Origin of the sequence: Mucilaginibacter gracilis (genome assembly GCF_003633615.1) — a bacterium.
Classification (GTDB): Bacteria; Bacteroidota; Bacteroidia; order Sphingobacteriales; family Sphingobacteriaceae; genus Mucilaginibacter; species Mucilaginibacter gracilis.
Map to the genome: position 1 here is coordinate 3,091,644 of NZ_RBKU01000001.1, position 20,361 is coordinate 3,112,004.

Annotated in this window: 18 protein-coding genes; 11 read left to right on the plus strand and 7 right to left on the minus strand. The window is 42.8% G+C overall.

Annotation, left to right across the window (positions count from 1 at the left end; all coding sequences use genetic code 11):
* Positions 1 to 43: 43 nt before the first annotated feature.
* Positions 44 to 616: a GNAT family N-acetyltransferase gene (locus BDD43_RS13245; protein ID WP_121198118.1), complete on the minus strand. Its 573-nt coding sequence runs from the start codon at positions 614 to 616 to the stop codon at positions 44 to 46.
* Between the two features lie 115 nt (positions 617 to 731).
* On the opposite strand from BDD43_RS13245, the gene BDD43_RS13250 reads away from it, so the two are divergent.
* The gene (locus BDD43_RS13250) at positions 732 to 3,575 is read left to right on the plus strand and encodes a TolB family protein (RefSeq protein WP_121198119.1); all 2,844 of its coding nucleotides are present in this window, start codon (positions 732 to 734) and stop codon (positions 3,573 to 3,575) included.
* A gap of 151 nt (positions 3,576 to 3,726) precedes the next feature.
* Here the strand turns inward: BDD43_RS13250 and BDD43_RS13255 are convergent, their stop codons facing one another.
* Both BDD43_RS13255 and BDD43_RS13260 read right to left on the minus strand, forming a co-directional pair.
* Positions 3,727 to 4,476, minus strand: a complete 750-nt coding sequence (locus tag BDD43_RS13255; RefSeq protein WP_121198120.1) for a copper homeostasis protein CutC — start codon at positions 4,474 to 4,476, stop codon at positions 3,727 to 3,729.
* Positions 4,477 to 4,564: 88 nt separating this feature from the next.
* Positions 4,565 to 5,593: a N(4)-(beta-N-acetylglucosaminyl)-L-asparaginase gene (locus tag BDD43_RS13260; RefSeq protein WP_121198121.1), complete on the minus strand. Its 1,029-nt coding sequence runs from the start codon at positions 5,591 to 5,593 to the stop codon at positions 4,565 to 4,567.
* A 198-nt stretch (positions 5,594 to 5,791) separates the two neighbouring features.
* Between BDD43_RS13260 and BDD43_RS13265 the strand changes: the two genes are divergently transcribed.
* Positions 5,792 to 7,132: an MFS transporter gene (locus tag BDD43_RS13265; RefSeq protein ID WP_121198122.1), complete on the plus strand. Its 1,341-nt coding sequence runs from the start codon at positions 5,792 to 5,794 to the stop codon at positions 7,130 to 7,132.
* 9 nt (positions 7,133 to 7,141) lie between these two features.
* On the plus strand, positions 7,142 to 7,870 hold the full coding sequence (locus tag BDD43_RS13270) for a (Fe-S)-binding protein (protein WP_121198123.1): 729 nt from the start codon (positions 7,142 to 7,144) through the stop codon (positions 7,868 to 7,870).
* Positions 7,871 to 8,000: 130 nt separating this feature from the next.
* Here BDD43_RS13270 and BDD43_RS13275 read toward each other — a convergent pair whose 3' ends face one another.
* On the minus strand, positions 8,001 to 8,303 hold the full coding sequence (locus BDD43_RS13275) for a DUF3175 domain-containing protein (protein WP_162847066.1): 303 nt from the start codon (positions 8,301 to 8,303) through the stop codon (positions 8,001 to 8,003).
* Positions 8,304 to 8,386: 83 nt separating this feature from the next.
* The gene (locus tag BDD43_RS30045; RefSeq protein WP_162847067.1) at positions 8,387 to 8,560 is read right to left on the minus strand and encodes a hypothetical protein; all 174 of its coding nucleotides are present in this window, start codon (positions 8,558 to 8,560) and stop codon (positions 8,387 to 8,389) included.
* A gap of 229 nt (positions 8,561 to 8,789) precedes the next feature.
* Here BDD43_RS30045 and BDD43_RS13280 point away from each other — a divergent pair, with 229 nt between their 5' ends.
* The 8 genes from BDD43_RS13280 (at position 8,790) to rplT (ending at position 16,952) form a co-directional block, all read left to right on the plus strand.
* Complete coding sequence (locus BDD43_RS13280) at positions 8,790 to 11,612, plus strand: TonB-dependent receptor domain-containing protein (RefSeq protein WP_121198125.1); 2,823 nt, start codon at positions 8,790 to 8,792, stop codon at positions 11,610 to 11,612.
* 1 nt (position 11,613) lies between these two features.
* Positions 11,614 to 12,393 carry a GLPGLI family protein gene (locus BDD43_RS13285; RefSeq protein WP_317128782.1) on the plus strand — a complete coding sequence of 260 codons (780 nt, stop codon included), beginning with the start codon at positions 11,614 to 11,616 and terminating at the stop codon, positions 12,391 to 12,393.
* A gap of 73 nt (positions 12,394 to 12,466) precedes the next feature.
* The gene (locus BDD43_RS13290) at positions 12,467 to 12,973 is read left to right on the plus strand and encodes a VIT1/CCC1 transporter family protein (protein WP_121198126.1); all 507 of its coding nucleotides are present in this window, start codon (positions 12,467 to 12,469) and stop codon (positions 12,971 to 12,973) included.
* A gap of 73 nt (positions 12,974 to 13,046) precedes the next feature.
* Complete coding sequence (locus BDD43_RS13295) at positions 13,047 to 13,415, plus strand: hypothetical protein (protein WP_121198127.1); 369 nt, start codon at positions 13,047 to 13,049, stop codon at positions 13,413 to 13,415.
* 299 nt (positions 13,416 to 13,714) lie between these two features.
* Entirely contained in the window at positions 13,715 to 15,640 is a 1,926-nt protein-coding gene (gene thrS, locus BDD43_RS13300; RefSeq protein WP_121198128.1) for a threonine--tRNA ligase, read from the plus strand.
* Position 15,641: 1 nt separating this feature from the next.
* Positions 15,642 to 16,211, plus strand: coding sequence for a translation initiation factor IF-3 (infC, locus tag BDD43_RS13305; RefSeq protein WP_121198129.1), 570 nt, complete (start codon positions 15,642 to 15,644; stop codon positions 16,209 to 16,211).
* Between the two features lie 118 nt (positions 16,212 to 16,329).
* Complete coding sequence (gene rpmI / locus BDD43_RS13310; RefSeq protein ID WP_040628407.1) at positions 16,330 to 16,530, plus strand: 50S ribosomal protein L35; 201 nt, start codon at positions 16,330 to 16,332, stop codon at positions 16,528 to 16,530.
* A gap of 77 nt (positions 16,531 to 16,607) precedes the next feature.
* Positions 16,608 to 16,952 (plus strand): 50S ribosomal protein L20, encoded by a 345-nt coding sequence (rplT, locus tag BDD43_RS13315; protein ID WP_121198130.1) that lies wholly within the window; start codon positions 16,608 to 16,610, stop codon positions 16,950 to 16,952.
* 708 nt (positions 16,953 to 17,660) lie between these two features.
* Here the strand turns inward: rplT and BDD43_RS13325 are convergent.
* Together BDD43_RS13325 and BDD43_RS13330 are read right to left on the minus strand one after the other, a co-directional pair.
* Positions 17,661 to 19,250 carry a peptide chain release factor 3 gene (locus tag BDD43_RS13325; RefSeq protein ID WP_121198132.1) on the minus strand — a complete coding sequence of 530 codons (1,590 nt, stop codon included), beginning with the start codon at positions 19,248 to 19,250 and terminating at the stop codon, positions 17,661 to 17,663.
* 224 nt (positions 19,251 to 19,474) lie between these two features.
* A complete protein-coding gene (locus tag BDD43_RS13330; RefSeq protein WP_121198133.1) occupies positions 19,475 to 20,329 on the minus strand; it encodes a UbiA-like polyprenyltransferase in 855 nt (284 codons plus the stop codon).
* Positions 20,330 to 20,361 lie beyond the last annotated feature (32 nt).

Sequence of the window (20,361 nt, forward strand, 5' to 3'; positions counted from 1 at the left end):
CCGCAAATGTATACAGTTTTTGGCTATGGCGTGTCATGGTAATTTACGTTTTTGTGGGGTTTTTAAGTCCGGCTTTTTCCAGAGTTAAGATATAGGTAAGCATATTATCCACACCATCGTGACTGTTGTCGTAAGACCCATCACTGAGCTCGAAACCAAGTTTTTGCAATACCGCTACCGATCTTGCATTGTTTGCCGAAGGGAATGCCATTATAGCTTTTGCCCCAACTTGCGTAAAGCCAAATTGTAAAACTTCGGTTATGGCTTCGGTAATAATGCCCTTGCCCTGGTAGTCGGGCAGTAGTTCGTACCCAAGCTCAATGCTTTGGTTGGCTTCGTCAATATTCCAAAAGCATAGGGTGCCAATTAACAAATCCTCACTTTTTAAGGTAATGGCCCAGTAAAAGCTATGGCCGTTTTGTGTGAGTGTAATTATTTTTTGTATAAAGGCCAAAGCATCCGCCACGCCGGTTGATGCTGGCCGGTCGATATACCGGTTCACTTCGGGGTTGGCCCTCAACTCGTGTATTTGCGGGGCATCGGTAGGTCTAAGCTGCCTTAGTATAAGCCTTTGGGTAGTTAGCTGCGGAAAGGTTGAAAACTTTAAATTTAGCATGGCATCTATTCAATTTGTACTATTGGTACAATACTTAGCGGCCTTTTTTTGCCGAATAACATCTTCATCTAATTTTCACTTAAAATATGTTATTTTCACCAATCAATAAACACTAATGCGATACCTAATTAAGCCAACCTTACTATTATTGCTTGTAACAACTGCCACCACTTTAAGGGCCCAGCAGTTTGGCGGTAACCCACCGCAAATAAAATGGCGACAAGTTAATACACCCGCAGCAAGGGTGATATTTCCGGCGGGGATGGATTCGGCAGGTATCCGGATAGCCAATATCATCAGCCAAATGAACAGCCGCATACAGGCTACCATTGGCGGCAAGCAAAAGCAAATTAGTATAGTATTGCAAAACCAAACCACGCAATCAAACGGGTATGTGGGTTTGGCGCCCTTTAGGAGCGAATTTTATTTAACGCCCGATCAGAACAATTTTGAACTGGGCAGCTTGCGCTGGACAGACCAATTAGCCGTGCACGAGTTTAGGCACGTGCAGCAATTTAATAATTTTGATGTCGGCCTTTCGCACGCGTTGCGCGTAATATTTGGCGAAGGCGGCCAGGCCGTTGGTAACGAATTAAGCATACCTAACTGGTTTTTTGAGGGCGATGCCGTTTTTAACGAAACCTACGTTACCACTCAGGGTAGGGGCAGGCTACCTTACTTTTTTAACGGTTACCGCGCACTTTGGGCCGCCGGGAAAAATTACAGCTACATGAAACTGCGCAACGGCAGTTACCGCGATTACGTGCCCGACCATTACCCGTTGGGCTACATGCTGGTGAGCTACGGCCGCGAAAAATATGGCGATGATTTCTGGAAAAACGTAACGCACGATGCGGCATCGTTAACCAAATTTTATCCGATGCAGAGTGCTATTAAAAAGTATTCCTGGAAGAGTTTTGGGGAATTTAGGGACAGTGCATTTTATCATTACAAAACAGAATTTAACAGTGACGGACACAATGGCCCTCACATACAAAAATTTGCCTTTTTAAATAAAAAGGACAACCGGCACTTCATCGCCGACCAGGAATACCCGGCCTATGTAGACGATAACACCATCATCTATAACAAAAGTACTTACAATCATCCCCCGGTATTTGTAATTAATAAGGATGGTGTTGAGCGTACTATTACAGGTCGTAATTTCTCATTGGATAGTTATTTTGATTATCACGATGGTAAAATAGTTTATGCATCGTACCGGCCCGACTTGCGGTGGAGTTACCGCGATTACGAAGAAATTACCCTTGTTGATGTACAAACCGGGCAGGAAACACGCATCACCAAAGGTACCAAATATTTTTCGCCGTCCATCAGCGCAGATGGTAAGCGCATAGTGGCCGTTAGGGTAACTCCCGACGGTAAAAATGAGCTGCATATTTTGGATATGAGCGGCAAGGTATTAACCGTTATTGCCAATAGCCAAAACCTGTTTTATACCTACCCCAAATTTTATGGCGATAAAATAATTGCCGCAGTACGCAAAGCAGATGGCACCATGAGTATAGCCATGATAGACCCTGCAAACGGCAATACCGAGTATTTACTGGCCTTTTCCATCAAACCTATAGCTTTCCCTTCGGTACACCAGGATAAGGTTTACTTCTCGGCCACCGAGGGTAAAAACGATGGTCTGTTTGCCTTATCACTAACCGATAAAAAACTTTACCGCCTGCAAAACGATACCACTAAAACCAATATAGGTAATTACCAGCCAACGGTTTCGGCAGGTAAAATAGCCTGGGTTAGCTTTACCGCATACGGTTATCAACTGCACCAGGCCAATAGCAGTGCTATGCAATGGCAGGCTATTGAGGGTAACGCCATTCCCGGTACGCTGCCCGATATGGGTATTACTGCCCTAAGTAAAGGCAACGCCAGCGATTTGCTGGCGTCGGTACAAAACACCACTGCACCCGTTAGCAAGTATAATAAGGCTTTCCACCTTGTTAACTTCCATACCCTGCAACCCAACTTTGTTGACCCCAATTATACTATCGCCCTGCAAGGCGAAAATGTGCTTAATACCCTGCAAACGCAATTGTCATTTAATTACAATAGCAACGAGGGTTATAAAGAGTATGGTTTGGGCACTGTTTATGGAGCCTTGTTCCCGTACCTGTCTGCCGGGGTTGATTACATTGTGGACAGGAAGATAAATACCACTACAGGCAATATTTATTACGATCAATTACAGTATTACGCCGGTATTGAAATACCGTTAACACTATCAAAGGGCCGCACATCAACCGGATTGGCTTTCGGTAGTAATTTGGTTTACAGCCGCAATTTTTTTAGCGGATTGTACAATAATAGCCGCAACAACAGGGAACTATGGTATTTGGATAATTATGTAAGCTTTGGCACACATGGCCGCTCGGCCCGGAAGAATATTTATCCGAGCCTGGGACTGAATTTATCTGCCGATTACAAAACCGCCATCAACGGTATTGATGCCAACCAGTTTTTAGGCACAGGCAATGTTTACCTTCCGGGATTGTTTACCAACCATAGCCTGGTAATAACGGGAGCATACCACCAGCGCGATAAATATGATAACGGAGGTTTCTCAAACGATTTCCCCTTTGCGCGGGGTTATAGTGCCGAAAACCTTTACCAGATCAGCAAGGTATCGGCAGATTACCATTTCCCCATTGCATACCCCGACGCCGGCGTTGCAAACGCAGCTTACTTATCGCGCATACGAGCCAATATTTTTTACGATTACAGCTATGGTTATGACCCCTATGTATTTAGCCGGAAAATAGATGATACCTTCCGCACCGCGGGCGCACAAATTACCTTCGACGGCCAACTCTGGAATTTTTTACCCTACAGCATAGCAATAAGGTACAGCCATTTGTTAGACGATAATATCTTCAGCAGCAGCAACCAACACAACCGGATAGAAATTGTGATACCGATAAGTTTGTTTTAGGGGGGATTAGTTGTTGGTTATTGGGGTTATTAAGTTATTGGGGGGATTGTGGGTAGGATATGTGGTTATCAGGGTATTGGGTTAAAACTGATAGATACTGTTGCCATTAACTTAATTACCCAATAACAAATAACTCACTAACTACACACAACTAACCAATAACGCCATTTGCCAATTTTATTAATCGCTTAACGCGTTTGGGGTCGGTTTGTTGCATGGTGTATTCTTCGCCCACGCCGTGTAGCAGTATGTTATCGTTACGATAGGTCATTTTACTTTCAACCACCGAGCGTGCCGATGAGTGAAACTCAATAGCACCACTGTAGCGTACCAAATCGGCAATGTTATATTCGTTTATGCCACTTCCGGGCATTATTGTAATACGGTTCGCGGCAATACTTACGAGGCGGGAAATAATATTTGCACCCTCCATAGCTGTACTTTTACCGCCCGATGTGAGTATCCGCTCGCAGCCCAGTTCAATAATATCTTCAAGGGCCTCAAAATAATCGCGGCAAACATCAAACGCCCTGTGAAAGGTTACGCCAAGGCCACCTGCTTTGGCTATGCTTATTAATTGGGCGCAACGCTCCTTATCAATACTGCCGTCGCGGTTTAAAATACCAATTACCACGCCATCGCAACCATTTTTAACACAGGTTTCAATATCCAGTTTCATCACTTCAAACTCTAGGTTGCTGTACACAAAATCGCCGGTCCGGGGGCGTATCAAAACGTAGAGTTGAATGTTTAGCAAATCCCGAACTATTTTTATCTGTCCGCAGGACGGAGTTGTGCCGCCTTCGCGCAGGTTATCGCATAATTCTACGCGGATAGCACCGCCTTCCTGGGCAGCCAATGCAGAGTGAACCGAGTTTGCGCAAACTTCAAGTTTAATCATTAGATGGATAAATAAAAAAAAATGGAATAGCGGCTAATAATAAACAGAACTTGTATCGGCATTAAAAACAATAAGCTCCAAATAAACATTAATAAAAACTCGGCCCGTTTACCAAAAGGTTTTGTTGCGTAGCATTGCAAACAGCAAACGTAAACCCTTTTTGAATGGCGTAGGCGCCATATTCGCCCTTTTTATTTATGGCTAAAAAACCGACCTGTATATCTTTAGCAGTTTGTGGTTTGCGTTTAATAATGCGGTTAACGGCTTCTTTACAGGCATCTTGCGGGGTATAGCCCTGGCGCATCAGCTCAACTACTAAAAAGCTGCCAACGTTGCGTATCACCTCTTCGCCCACCCCGGTTGATGTTGCTCCACCAATTTCGTTATCAACATATAAACCTGCGCCAATAATGGGGCTATCGCCAACGCGGCCATGTAATTTCCAGGCCATGCCGCTTGTGGTGCAGGCGCCGCTTATGTTACCCTTGCTATCAATGGCAAGCATGCCAATGGTATCGTGGTTGTTTTTGCCTCCGGGTAAATTTTGTTGGTATAATTTGTTTTCGGTATTGATTACGGGTTTGTATTTGCCGTTTTTCTTCAGCCATTCGTGCCAGGCCTGTTCAGATTCAGGCGTTAACAACTTTTCGCGCTTTAGGCCATTTTCTACGGCAAACTGCGTTGCACCTTCGCCAACTAACAGCACATGGGGCGTGCGTTCCATCACCATACGCGCCACCATAATAGGGTGGGCAATATCCTCCATACCGGCTACCGCTCCGCAATTACCAAACTCGTCCATAATACAGGCATCAAGGGTAACGTGCCCGTCGCGGTCGGGGTAACCGGCACGGCCAACGCTATGGTTATGCAGGTCGGCTTCGGGTATTTTAACTCCAGCTTCAACGGCGTCAAGCGCGCGGCCACCTTTAACCAAAGTTTTCCATGCTTCCTGGTTGGCGGCAATGCCAAAATCCCAGGTAGAAATTACAATAGGCCGTAGGCCAATTTCGGCATGCGTTGTAGGCAAAACATTATCAGCAAAGGTTGGTTTTGATACCGCAATTACTGATGCGCCAATTGCGGAAGCCTTTATAAATTTTCGCCTGTTATACATAAATGCTTAAATGGATTGCAAAGAACCATAAAAATTAACTGAAACTAAATTATGTTATACTTTTGTTACAATTGAGCCGCGTTTTTATTTACGGTTTTTGCGGCAAAAGGTTTAACGGAATATCCACAATAAAATTGGTACCGCAAAGCAATATATATGGCTTGCGAATATCATTTTTTATTTACTTTTAGTGGAACAATGCAAAGCAAAAACAACAAAAAAACCATAAGGGCCTGGGCTATGTTTGATTGGGCAAATTCGGCCTATAACCTGGTTATTACCTCAACCATATTCCCCGCCTATTACGTTGCCATTACCACCAATGCAGCCAACGGCAACCGGGTTAACTTTTTTGGTAAAAGTTTTATTAACACCGCTTTAACAGATTATGCATTGGCGGCGGCCTATATGCTCATGGTTATTTTGCTACCCATACTATCCTCCATAGCCGATTATAAGGGCAATAAAAAGATATTTATGATGTTTTTTACCCTGCTGGGGTCGGCGGCTTGTTGCGGCTTGTATTTTTTTGAAATTAATGCCGCAAAACATATTGATACACTGCAAATAAGCGTAATACTGTTTGCCCTGGCCGCAGTTGGCTATAGCGGCGGCTTTGTTTTTTACAACTCGTACCTGCCCGAAATTGCCACGCTGGATATGCAGGACAGTGTATCGGCAAAGGGTTTTACCTTCGGGTACATAGGCAGCGTTTTGTTGCAACTGATATGCTTTGCATTTGTATTAAAACCCCAGTGGTTTGGCATTGTTGACCCAACCTTTGCGCCCCGGCTGTCGTTTTTGCTTGTGGGTTTATGGTGGATAGGCTTTGCCATGATACCTTTTACCGTATTGCCCAAAGGCAGCCCTAATGCCGTTAGCCACTCGCACAATATTATAAAAGGAGGTTTTATTGAATTAGCTAACGTTTGGCGAAAGGTAAAAAAGATGCCTCTGCTGAAACGTTTTTTACCCGCCTTCTTTTTTTACAGCATGGGCGTGCAAACCATTATGCTGGTGGCAACGGGTTTTGCCGCTAAGGAATTGCATATGGAAACCAGTGCCTTAATAACCATTATATTAATTATACAAATTGTTGCCATAGCGGGTGCCACGCTCATGTCTAAACTGTCCGAAAGGATTGGGAACGTTAAGGTTCTAATTATAACCGTTATTATTTGGATAGCCGTTTGCATTGCCGCCTATTATACTACTACCGCAACGCAATTTTATATTGTAGCCGTGGTGGTTGGTTTGGTAATGGGAGGCATACAATCCATGTCGCGCTCAACGTATTCTAAATATTTACCGCAGGACATTCCGGATACGGCGTCGTTTTTTAGCTTTTACGACGTTACCGAAAAACTGGCCATAGTTGGCGGCTTGTTTAGTTTTGGTTTTATTGAGGAGTTAACCAATAGCATGCGCAACTCCACGCTGGTTTTGGCACTGTTTTTTGTAATTGGCTTAATTTTATTGTTTTCTTTGCGAATAGCTGAGGTAAATAGTCCCAAAAATGCCCAAATTAGCACCGAATAATATTTTTAGATGAAGATTGAACTGTTTATCCCTTGTTTTATTGACCAGCTATTTCCGCAAACCGCCTTTAACACGGTTAAGGTTTTAGAAAAAGCCGGTTGTACGGTTCAATACAATCCCGCCCAAACCTGCTGCGGCCAGCCCGCCTTTAACGCCGGTTATTGGGACGAGGCCAAAGAAGTAGGCAGCAAATTTTTAAGCGATTTCTCGGAAGATAAATTTATTGTATCGCCATCTGCATCATGCACTGGCATGGTTAAAAACTATTATAACGATTTGTTTACCAATACCGCCGTACACAACAAATGCCGAAGCGTACAAGCTAACATTCACGAACTATCGGACTTTTTAGTAAACGTAATTAAACGCGATTACTTCGGTGCCGAACTGGAAGGCCGCGCCGTTTATCACGATAGTTGCAGCGGCCTGCGCGAATGCAAAATTAAACACGAACCCCGCCAGCTACTAAGCCGCGTACTTGGCCTGGAACTGGTTGAACTTAAAGATAGCACTACCTGCTGCGGCTTTGGCGGCACCTTTGCCATAAAGTTTGATGCCATATCAAGCGCAATGGCCCAGCAAAAGGTTGAAAACGCTATGGCCGTTGGTGCCGAATACATTATATCCACCGATGCATCGTGCCTATTGCAATTGCAGGGATACATCGACAAAAACAACCTGCCCATTAAAACCATGCACCTTGCCGATGTTTTAGCAAGTGGTTGGGGGAATGTGTGAGGTGATTTCGGATTTCGGAAGTCCGATTTCGGAGGAGGGAGTACAGATTTCGAAAGGCATAAAATTACTAGTACGCACCAGAGTTGGCCATGGTGCATATTTGCAATCACACATTGTTACTCCTCCCCCCTCACTTCTCATCCCTGCCAAATAACTTCCTCAACACTTTTTTAGCTTTTTCCAGCGGGGCCTTTTGCCGTTTTGATAAATTTTTGCCGGCGCGGTTTTCGTAAAAGTTAAGCATAGACATGGCGCTTTGAAATGGCGAGGCCTTTCGGCGATGGCTGGCTTCGGCTGAGTGTTTGAGCGATCGCGCTATTTTTTCAGGGTCCTTTGATTTAAAAACGTCTTTCTTTAGGTCGAGTGCGTCGCTGGTGTTAGTTACCCTGGCCGACCATCTCCGTGAGCTTTTTTTAACTGCTGCTACTGCCATAGCTTTAAAATTCTTATAGATATGGGTATTTGCATAGTTGCCAAAGCCCATATCTAAAAATAATACCTTGTGTGTTAAGGGGACTATAAATTTTCGCCCGCGGGGCCTTTCCCTTTGTTAGACGAATCTTTTTTTGCGGGGCCTCCCGGCTTTCCATTATCATTATCAGGTGTAACGGTAGTAACCCTTTTATTATCAGGTTTATTTTGTTCCTGCGCTTGTTTGCCTTTGGCTAAACTATCTTTATCTGCTGTCATGGCTGTTTATGTTTTAGTTGTTATTATGATAACAGGCCTTGCTTAAAGTAGTTTTATTTAGTTAAAAAAATTTCTCAAAGGTTAATTGAAAATAATTTGTAACGTTTTATGGAAAACGGTGCCTTATAGGCATCATGGTTATTATTAACAGTATTTAACATAAATATTAATATTCGCATTTGTTACCTAAAAAATTAGTTAATATATTGCGTGCACAAACATTTACCGAATGAAATTTACAATTACGCTTCTTTTGGCGCTTTTTTTATGTTCTTTTTCGTCGTTTTCTCAAAGTATGTATGGTGTAAAGGGAGCCGTTAGCGATAGTGCTTCTGCTTCAAAATTAGCCAATACTACCATTTGTGTACTCAATGCTAAAGATTCTACCCTGGTTAAATTTACCCGGGCCGAGGCAAACGGGCATTTCGCCATTAATAACCTGAGCAAAGGCAAGTTTCTCCTGATGGTTACCTACCCGGATTATGCCGATTATGTTGAGTTTTTTACGCTCGACTCGGTTAAGCGCGAAAAAGATTTTGGCAAGCTTAACATGCAGCTAAAATCGCGCCTGTTGCACGAGATTATGGTGAAGGGCACCAAAGCCGCCATTAAAATTAAGGGCGATACCACCGAGTTTAATGCATCGAGCTTTGTGGTGCAGCCCAACGCTAAAGTTGAAGACTTGCTGAAGCAACTGCCCGGCATACAGGTTGATAAAGACGGTAAAATTACCGCCCAGGGCCAAACCGTAAACAAAGTTTTGGTTGATGGAGAAGAATTTTTTGGCGACGACCCTACACTGGTTACCAAAAATATACGTGCCGATATGGTTGATAAGGTACAGCTTTACGATAAAAAAAGCGACCAGGCCAGCTTTACCGGCATAGATGATGGTGTTAAAAATAAAACCATTAACATTAAACTGAAAGAGGATAAAAAGAACGGTTACTTTGGCAAGGTTGACGTTGGTGCCGGTACCGATAAATTTTACCAGGGCCAGGGCGCTTTCAATATTTTTAAGGCCAAGCAAAAGCTATCTGTTTACGGTACAATTGCCAATACGGGCAAAACGGGCCTTGGCTGGGACGATGCAGCTAAATACGGCGGCGGTAACGATATGCAGATGACGGACGATGGCGGTATATACTTCCAGTCGAGCAGAGACGATCTGGAATCGTACGATGGTAATTACGATGGAAAGGGCATACCCGTAGCCCGTACAGGCGGCGCGCATTACGATACCAAGTTTGGCGGCGGCGATAAAGAAAGCATTAACGCTAACTATAAAATCGGATATTTAAGTGTAAACGGCATTAATAATAGCATTATTCAAAATAATATCCCTTTTACACCTGCAACCAGTACCACAGCTGCGATACCGGCAAGTATATTAAACAACACTTCCGATCAAACTTATAATAACTCCATCTTCAGGCAAAAATTCAATACCACCTATCAATGGAAGATCGATTCGCTGTCAAACCTCAAGGTATCTGCCGATGGTACTTTAAAGCATAGCGAAGCGCACAGCAATTACCTATCGGCAGGCTATCGCAACTTTGATACTTTGCTCAACAAAAGTAACCGTACCATTAATAATAACCTGGACGGCAGGGTTTTAAACGCGAGCGTTTTTTATAACAAAAAGTTTATGAAAAAGGGTCGCTCGTTTTCGTGGAACGTGGCCGAAGCTTATAACGATAACACAACAGCAGGTTATTTAAACCAAAGCACCGAGTTCCATAACTATAAAACCGGGGCTTTAGATAGCACCCAGGTTACCGACCAGTACAAAACCGGCAAAACCATAGGCTCAAACTTAACCAGTAATATCACCTATTCCGAACCATTCAGTAAAACGCTTTCGCTTATCATGAACTATGGTACGGGTTATAACCGCAGCACATCCGACAGGAAATCGTTTAACAAGGGCGTTACCGGTGTTTACAACAAAATTGTTGACAGCCTGAGCAACGATTACGAATTTAACCAATTTAGCAACCAGGTAGGGGCAGTGTTTAACTACCGCACCAACAAAACCGTTTTAAACTTTGGCTCAAAGGCTACCAATGTACAGTTCGATCAAATTAATCAGCTCACTAACACCAATTTTAAACGTACCTTTTTAAACTGGAACCCACAGGCCAATTACCAGTATAAATTTTCGCAATACCGGTCGTTTTACGCGGGCTACACGGGTAGCACAACACAACCCACTATCGATCAGATACAACCTGTTGCTAACAACAACGTGTTAGGTAACCCCGATTTAAAACCATCGTTCCGTAATAACTTTGAATTACGTTACAACTCGTACAAGGTTTTAAGCGGGCAGTCGGTATATTTTAACGCAAGCTACTCGGTTACCAATAACCCTATAGTAAATAATTCTTTTATTGATACCAAAACAGGCCGCACCGTTAGCGAGGCTTCCAACTTAACCACCAAAAGCCCGTTCTCGTTTTACTTTTACTCGGGTTACAACCAAAAAATAAAAAATATTAACTACAGCGTTGGTCTTAACGGCGATGCCAACCAAACCTACAATTACTCTAACGGGTTTTTAAACACAACAAAATCATACAATTACGCTTCAAGATTTGGTGTATCGCGCTATATCGAAAAAAAGTTTGATGTTTATTTCTCGGTGAACCCGGGTTATTCTATCAGTCAAACAACTTCCGAAAATAGTACCATTAACAACAACGGTTTTAAAATGACGGGTTACTCGTACGTAAACGTTTATTTACCAGGCAAATTTCAAATAAGTTACGATGCCGATTACGAGTACCGCGCCAAAACGGCATCGTTTGACGACGATTTCTCGAAACTGATATTTAACTCCACCCTAAGTAAAAAGTTTTTGAAAGACGAGGGCTTAAAATTATCGTTAACAGTTAACGATTTATTTAACCAAAACGTGGGCTTTAGCCGCACCGCCAATGGCGGTTACATTAGCCAAAATACTTATACCAGTATAAAACGCTATTTTATGTTTTCAATTAGTTACGATTTTAGCCACATGGGAGGTGGCGCGCCAGCAGCAAAATAAAATGATGAAAGCTACTACTACCATATTTTTATGTTTTTTAATGTTAGCAGGCAAGCTAACATTAGGCCAAAACACACACTTTGCAACCGATGGTGTTGTTGAGTATGATAAAACCATTAACATGTATGCACTTATTAAAAAAAATATTGATAAGGATAACGAAAGCTGGTATGCCCCGCTATTTGAGCAGTACAAAAAAACGCAGCCGCAGTTTAAAACCTATAAAAGCACCTTAACTTTTTCGAAAGACAAAACGCTGTTTACACCCATTGAGCCCGACCCGGCGCCAAACTCGTTTTATAGTAACGACCCGATGGCTGTGCAAAACAACACCATTTTTACCGACCTGGCCAGCCAAAGCGTTATTATGCAGAAAAAGGTTTTTGACGAATTGTTTTTGGTGAGGGATACCACCCGCAAAATTAAGTGGAAAATTACTACCGAAACCCGCGATGTTGCAGGCTACAAATGCCGCCGTGCCAATGCCATAGTAATGGATAGCATTTATGTGGTAGCCTTTTATACCGACGAGATTGCTGTTACCGGTGGGCCGGAATCTTTCAGTGGGCTGCCCGGTATGATATTGGGCGTTGCCCTGCCGCACGAAAACGTAACCTGGTTTGCCAGCAAAGTAACCGAAAGCGTAGTTACGGCTAAAGCATTGGCGCCGCCAACAAAGGGTAAAGCCACCAATAACAAGGGCTTGATGGATATACTAAAAGGCGCCACCAAAGATTGGGGCGATTATGCAAAATCGTACCTCAAAGCGTTCTCTCTGTAGAGAAATTAATATGCATATTTTGACGCCGGATATATTATTGCTTAAACAGTTGTAATATATTTGGTGTTACAATATGGAACAACCTAAGCAAACACAAAGCGAGGCTGCTGCACAATATGTATTGCAAAAAGTTCAGCCTGCATTATTAGGGCTTATGGATGGCTCGGTATCAACCCTGGCGCCGCTGTTTGCCGCCGCAGGTTTAACCCACCAAACACATAAAGCATTTTTTGTTGGCCTGGCGGCATCGTTAGGCGCCGGCATTAGCATGGGCCTGGCCGAAGCCTTATCAGACGATGGCCTGGTTACCGGGCGCGGCACACCCTTATCGCGCGGATTGATAACCGGTTTTGCCACAGCCCTGGGCGGTATGCTGCATACCCTGCCGTTTTTGATAGATAATTTGCAGGCAGCCCTGCATATGGCCTATGCTGTGGTAGTGGTTGAGCTTTTTGCTATTGCCTACATCCGTTTTAAATTCATGAAATCGGCCCTGTGGTCAACCATTTTCCAGGTTATTGTGGGTGGCGGTATTGTGTTTTTGTTGGGGATATGGTTGGGAACTTTGGGAGTGAGTTAAGAATATCGCCAATGGTTGAATGGCAATTCACCAACCGTTCGGTCGCAATAATTTAGAACATTATAAGCTATCAATGAAAACCTTATTCATATTATTATTTTCTGCATTTTACTCAGTTGCTTTTGCCCAGGAACCACCCAAAAACCCGGCAGAAAAGAAAGCGGTATATATAATTAGTCACCTGCCCGAAGTTGTGGCGGCAGATCAATATATGAGTACCCACGGGCCAGATAAACGCCATTTAGAAACTTATATCGATGGCTATCCCACACCTCAGGATAATAATTATTTGATAAGGGTTTGCGAGTTTAACGGGATGCTGTGCCATGTGCATTTCTTTTTTTACGTAAATGCAAAAACATTCGCCATAAGGTATCTGGATGTTGTTAGCGGCAAGAGCATGCCGTTAAAAATGTGGCGTAAACAAGGGGCAAAGCGTTAAAGCTATTTACATTATTTATGAACTGAAGCCCCCGTTAGGGATTGCAGCGAAAAGCCCGGGCCGAAGGCAACGTCCTCAAAAAAAATACCTTTCAATATCCATTTATTAAAAGTACGTGATCTTTAATAAAAATTGGTTAAATCATCCAAAAAAATCAGTGCAATCATCCCCAATAATCGGTGAAATCCACGTACCTTTGCACCACAAAATTAAGATCGCCTTGTAAGCGATTGTTAAAAAGTAATATTATTAACCCGCTGACCGATCAAATAGAAAGGCGGCAAAAATCATGTTTGTAGATGATTAACATTACACTTCCTGATGGCTCCGTTCGTGAGTACGACAAGGGCATCAGTTCGGCGCAAATTGCGCTTTCAATTTCCGAGGGCCTGGCCCGTAACGTTTTAGCGGCCGAAGTGAATGGCCAGGTTTGGGATTCCAGCCGCCCCATTGAAACAGATTCGACAGTAAAATTACTAACCTGGAATGATACCCAGGGTAAGGCTACTTACTGGCACTCAAGCGCCCACATTATGGCCGAGGCCTTAGAGGCACTTTACCCAGGTACCAAGTTTGGTATTGGCCCGGCTATTGAAACCGGTTTTTATTATGATGTTGATTTTGGCGACAGGGAATTCTCGTCGGACGAGTTTAAGAAGATTGAGGATAAGATTATCGAACTGGCAAAGGCGAAGTCGGAGTTTATCCGCAAGCCTGTTAGCAAGGCCGATGCAATTGAATACTTTACCAAAAAGGATGATGAATACAAGCTGGACCTGATAAAGGACCTGCCCGATGGTGCCATCACTTTTTATACCCAGGGCAACTTTACCGATTTATGCCGCGGACCGCATATCCCCAACACGGGTTTCATTAAAGCTGTTAAGCTAATGAGCGTTGCCGGTGCATACTGGCGAGGCGACGAGAGCCGCAAGCAGTTAACCCGTATTTATGCTGTAACTTTCCCTAAAGCCAGCGAGTTAACCGAATACCTGCATTTGCTGGAGGAAGCAAAAAAACGCGATCACCGTAAGTTAGGTAAAGAGTTGGAGTTGTTTGCCTTTAGCGAAAAGGTGGGCATGGGCTTGCCATTGTGGTTGCCAAAGGGTGCCGCTTTGCGCGAACGCCTGGTTCAGTTTTTAACAAAGGCACAGGTTAAGGCCGGCTATGAGCAGGTTATTACACCGCATATTGGCCATAAAAATTTATATGTAACAAGCGGACACTACGAAAAATATGGTGCCGATTCGTTCCAACCGATAAAAACACCGCAGGAAGGGGAGGAGTTTTTTTTAAAACCCATGAACTGCCCGCACCACTGCGAAATTTATAAAACCAAACCACGCAGTTATAAAGATTTGCCGGTGCGTTTTGCCGAGTTTGGTACCGTTTACCGTTACGAGCAAAGCGGCGAGCTGCACGGCTTAACCCGCGTGCGTGGCTTTACGCAAGATGATGCTCACTTATTTTGCCGCCCAGACCAGGTGAAAGAGGAGTTTAAAAAAGTTATCGACCTGGTGTTATATGTTTTTAATGCCTTGGGTTTTGATAATTTTACCGCCCAGGTTTCCCTTCGCGACCCGGAAAACAAAGCCAAATACATTGGTACCGACGAAAATTGGGCCATTGCCGAATCGGCCATCATCGAATCGGCAGCCGAAAAAGGTTTGCCAACCGTACAGGTAACAGGGGAGGCGGCTTTTTACGGCCCCAAGCTTGATTTTATGGTAAAGGACGCCCTGGGCCGCAAATGGCAGTTAGGTACTATACAGGTTGATTATAATTTGCCAGAACGTTTTGAGTTGGAATACACTGGGAGCGATAATTTAAAGCACCGCCCGGTAATGATACACCGTGCGCCTTTTGGCTCAATGGAGCGCTTTATTGCGGTTTTAATTGAGCATTGCGCAGGTAATTTCCCGCTGTGGTTATCGCCCGAGCAATTCATCGTCTTGCCGATCTCAGAGAAATATGAAGATTATGCAAAAAAACTTTCAGAATCGCTAAAAGATTCGGATATTTGCGGGCTTATTGATTTCAGGGATGAGAAGATTGGTCGTAAGATCAGGGATGCCGAAGTCAAAAAAATACCATACATGCTTATTGTTGGTGAAAAAGAGGCCGCCGAAGGGATGGTTTCTGTACGCAGGCATGGCGAAGGTGATTTAGGCAGTATGAGTATTGAAGAATTTACACAAAGAATAAAAAAAGAAATAACAGTATAACTTGGCATTAAGTAAACCCAATTTTAACAGAGGTCCAAGGCTGCCTTTCAAAAAGAAAGAAGCCGAACATAACATTAACCAGTATATCCGCGCGCAAGAGGTTCGTCTTGTGGGTGATAACGTTGAGGTTGGTGTTTATTCATTAAGAGATGCTTTGGCGATAGCCGAACAACAGGAACTTGACCTGGTTGAAATATCTCCAAACGCAGTACCACCTGTTTGCAAGGTAATTGATTATAACAAATTCATTTACGAGCAAAAGAAAAAGCTGAAGGAGATAAAAAGTAATGCAAAACAAACCGTTATCAAAGAGATACGCTTTGGGCCAAATACCGATGACCACGACTTTGATTTTAAATTAAAGCATGCCATTAAGTTTTTGGAAGCCGGCGAAAAGGTAAGGGCTTATGTACACTTTAAAGGCCGTGCAATTGTTTACAAAGAGCAAGGCGAAATATTGCTTTTGCGTTTTGCACAAGCTTTAGAAGAAGTAGGCAAGGTTGAGCAATTACCAAAACTGGAAGGTAAACGTATGTTTTTAACGGTTACACCAAAGGGCGGGAAGAAATAGGATTAGATGTGCAGATGTGCGGATGAAAAGAATTTTTTTAATTTATAAATAGAACAATCAATCAATTTGCACATCTGCACATTGCACATTTGCACATTAAAACAACAAAAACAGAGTTATGCCAAAAATGAAAACCAATTCCAGTGCAAAAAAGCGTTTTAAGCTTACTGGAACCGGTAAAATTACCAGAAAGAACGCATACAAGAGCCACATCTTAACCAAGATGTCAACAAAACGTAAGCGCGCCTTAGGTCACACCAGCTTAGTGTCTGATGCTGATTTAGGAAACGTTAAACGTATGCTTTGTATCGGTAAGTAATTAATTTTTTAACCAGGTATTAGAGTATTACAAGTCCGTCATTAAGTTGAGGCACTCACTACCAAAAACGCAAAAAAATGCCACGTTCAGTTAACGCAGTCGCGTCGAGAAGACGCCGGAAAAAAATCATGAACCTAGCCAAAGGCTATTGGGGTTCACGTAGCAAGGTTTACACCGTTGCTAAAAACACAGTTGAAAAAGGTTTACAGTACGCTTACCGCGACCGTAAAGCCAAAAAACGCGAATTTAGAGGCTTATGGATACAACGTATCAACGCCGGTGCCCGTCAGCACGGTTTATCTTACTCACAATTAATGGGTAAATTAACCAAAGCTAACAATGGCTTAAACCGCAAGGTATTAGCCGATTTAGCCATGAACCACCCGGATGCTTTTAAAGCAGTAGTTGATTCGGTAAAGTAAGCTAAGCTTATATGTGATTTTGAAAAGCCTTTCCAAGTTGGAGAGGCTTTTTTGTTTAATGAAGTATTGTTATTTCAAACATATCTTAGCATTTATATCTAAACTTGTATTTTTATTAAATGGATCATACATTAAAATACAGTTTTAAGGTTTGGGTTACCTCAGCAATCCTTGCTTCAATTCTTTCATGGCTAATTGTTTTTGTTCAGGTAAACAGTATCCATGATTTTATTTTGGGGCTCGAACTACTTCTTGGTATGCCGGTTATGATTGTACTTACCGGGATGTTCACTTTTCCGAGTGCTATAATTTTGTATTTCTCTGTTCGATATTTAACAAGATATTATATAGGGTTTGTATGTACGAAAATGATTTTAACGTTACTTGGGCTGCTGCTAACTTCTGTATATGTATATATGTTGAATGACTTTAGTTTTCATTCGAACATTTTTACATTAGATTATCTACTTGTTGTGGCGCCTTACTACTTTGCAATAATTATCAGCATTTGGATCTATAAACTGAAAAACTTTAGCGTTGATTACCGAATATCTAACCTGAAAACTAATTAGCCATTGTTAATGTACAAAGGAAGTTATTTACCTTAATTTCCTCTTCCTTGTACTACCTCCTTACCTATAATAGCTCGCAACCTAGTTCGACTGAAACTAACTCAGGCTTTAATTATTTGAATTAATTAAAATCCCTTTACTTCTCCTTCTTATGTTCCGAAGTGGTGTGAAACTCAACTTCCGGGAAATCGCGTTTGGCCAGGTTTATCATAAAATCATTATCGGCCAAAAATACGGGGTTGCCTTCTTTGTCGGTGGCTATGTTGTGGGCGCGGCGTTGCATTATTTCGCCCAGTTTCTTTTTATCTGTGCTGGTTATCCAGCTTGAGCGTTTAAAGGTTAACATTCTGAAAGCAGCTTTAGCACCATACTCGTGCTCTAAGCGGAAGCTGATTACCTCAAATTGCAGTTCGCCAACGGTGCCTATAATTTTACGGTTACCGGGTTGTTGTACAAATAATTGGGCAACACCTTCTTCGGTAAGCTGCTGTATGCCTTTTTCAAGTTGCTTGCTTTTAAGTGGATCGCGGTTTTCAACCTCCTTAAATATTTCGGGCGAAAAACTTGGGATGCCTTTAAATTGTAGTTGCTCGCCTTCGGTTAAGGTATCGCCAATTTTAAAGTTGCCGCTATCGTAAAGGCCAACCACGTCGCCGGGCCAGGCTTCTTCAACCAGGCTCTTTTCGTTAGCCATAAAGTCCATTGGGTTGCTAAACTTTAGCTTTTTGCCCAGGCGGGTATGGTAGTAAAACTTATTACGTTCAAACTTGCCGGAGCATATCCTCAAAAATGCAATACGGTCGCGGTGGTTAGGGTCTAAATTGGCATGTATCTTAAAAACAAAACCGGTAAAAGGTTTTTCGGTAGCCAATACCTCGCGGGTTTCGGCGTCGCGGCTTTTTGGGCTCGGTGCTATGTTTACAAAGGTATCCAGCAACTCGCGTATGCCAAAGTTGTTTATCGCACTGCCAAAAAATACGGGTGCCAGTAAACCTTCCAAATACATGTCCTTGTCCAGTTCGCCGTAAACACCGCCTATCAATTCCAGGTCGTCTTTAAGTCCGCTTACTTCTTTTGGGTTGAGATGCTTGGTTAATTCTTCATCGTCAAGGTCTTTCACCTTAACCAAAGCCTCGGTAACCTTGTTTTTATCGGGGTTAAACAGGTTGAGTTGTTTTTCGTAAATGTTATAAACACCCTTAAACAAGTAACCCTGCCCAATTGGCCACGATAGCGGGCAAAGGCTAATGCTCAATTGCTTTTCTATCTCGTCAAGCAAATCGAAGGTGTCTTTACCCTCGCGGTCCATTTTGTTAATGAAAATGATAACAGGTGTGTTACGCATCCGGCAAACGGCCATCAGCTTTTGGGTTTGCTCTTCAACACCTTTCACGCTGTCAACCACCAAAATAACGCTGTCAACGGCACTCAGGGTGCGGTAGGTATCCTCGGCAAAATCTTTGTGGCCGGGGGTATCTAATATATTAATACGCTTATCCTTATACTCAAAACCCATTACCGATGTAGCTACCGATATGCCACGCTGCTTTTCGATTTCCATAAAATCGGAAGTATTGCTTTGGTTGGCTTTGTTACGTTTAACGGCGCCTGCGGTGTTAATGGCACCGCCAAAAAGTAAAAATTTTTCGGTTAACGTAGTTTTACCGGCATCGGGGTGACTAATAATGGCAAATGTTTTTCTTTTTTCTATTTCGGGATAAACCATAGTTGTATTGTACGCTTACAGCGATTGTATTAAAGGATAACGATGGAAGCGTTTATGTGCCTATCCATTACGAGGGTGCAAAGATAATAATATTGAAATGATTTTGCTATCGGGATAATGTGTGGACAGAGATCGGAAGACGGAGGACAGAAATCAGCCATCCGCGATCTGTCATCAGCCTTCTGTCATCAGCCTTCTGCCATCCGAGATCTTTCATCCTAAAATTATCTCACCCATAACCTGTCAATCAAAAAGAAAACCGCAAATACCACACTCGCAATACCATTGGTGGTCATAAAAGCAAAGTTAACCCGGCTCAGGTCGTTAGGTTTAACAAGTAAATGCTGATACGTTAACATGCAGCAAAAGAAAACAATGCCAATATAATAGGGCCACCCTACATTGGTGAAATGCACAGGTAGCATAATAAATATAGCCGATAATACATGCAAAAAGGTTGACAATCGTAAAGCATTCACTTTGCCCAGATATGCGGGAATAGAGTGCAGGTTTTCGGCACGGTCAAAGTCTTCATCCTGTAAGGCGTATATAATATCAAAACCACTCACCCAACATAAAACCGATAGCGAAAAAAATATGGGCAGTAAGGCAAACTCACCCGTAACAACTAAATAAGCACCAATAGGAGCGAGCGACAAGCCCAAACCCAACACCAAATGGCAAAGAGCCGTAAAACGTTTAGTTGCACTGTAGCCTAAAACTACCAGTAATGCAACCGGCGAAAGGTAAAAGCATAAGCTATTAATAAACCACGTTGTAGCAATAAACAAAGCGCAATTAACCAGTGTAAATGTTAAAGCTGCTTTTGCGGTTAATCTGCCTGCAGGAATATCTCTCACTTTGGTGCGCGGGTTTTTGGCATCAATATCCCTATCCAGGTAACGGTTAAATGCCATGGCCGAATTACGGGCAAATACCATGCACATTACCATAAACAGTAATTTTTGCCACTCAAAAGCGTGTGTGGTAGTGGTAACCGCCAAAAAAAAGCCAATGAAGGCAAAAGGCATGGCAAATATGGTGTGCGAAAAGGTAACTAACGACAGGTATTTTTTCATGTGAAGTATTGCGATATACGTATTGCTACTGG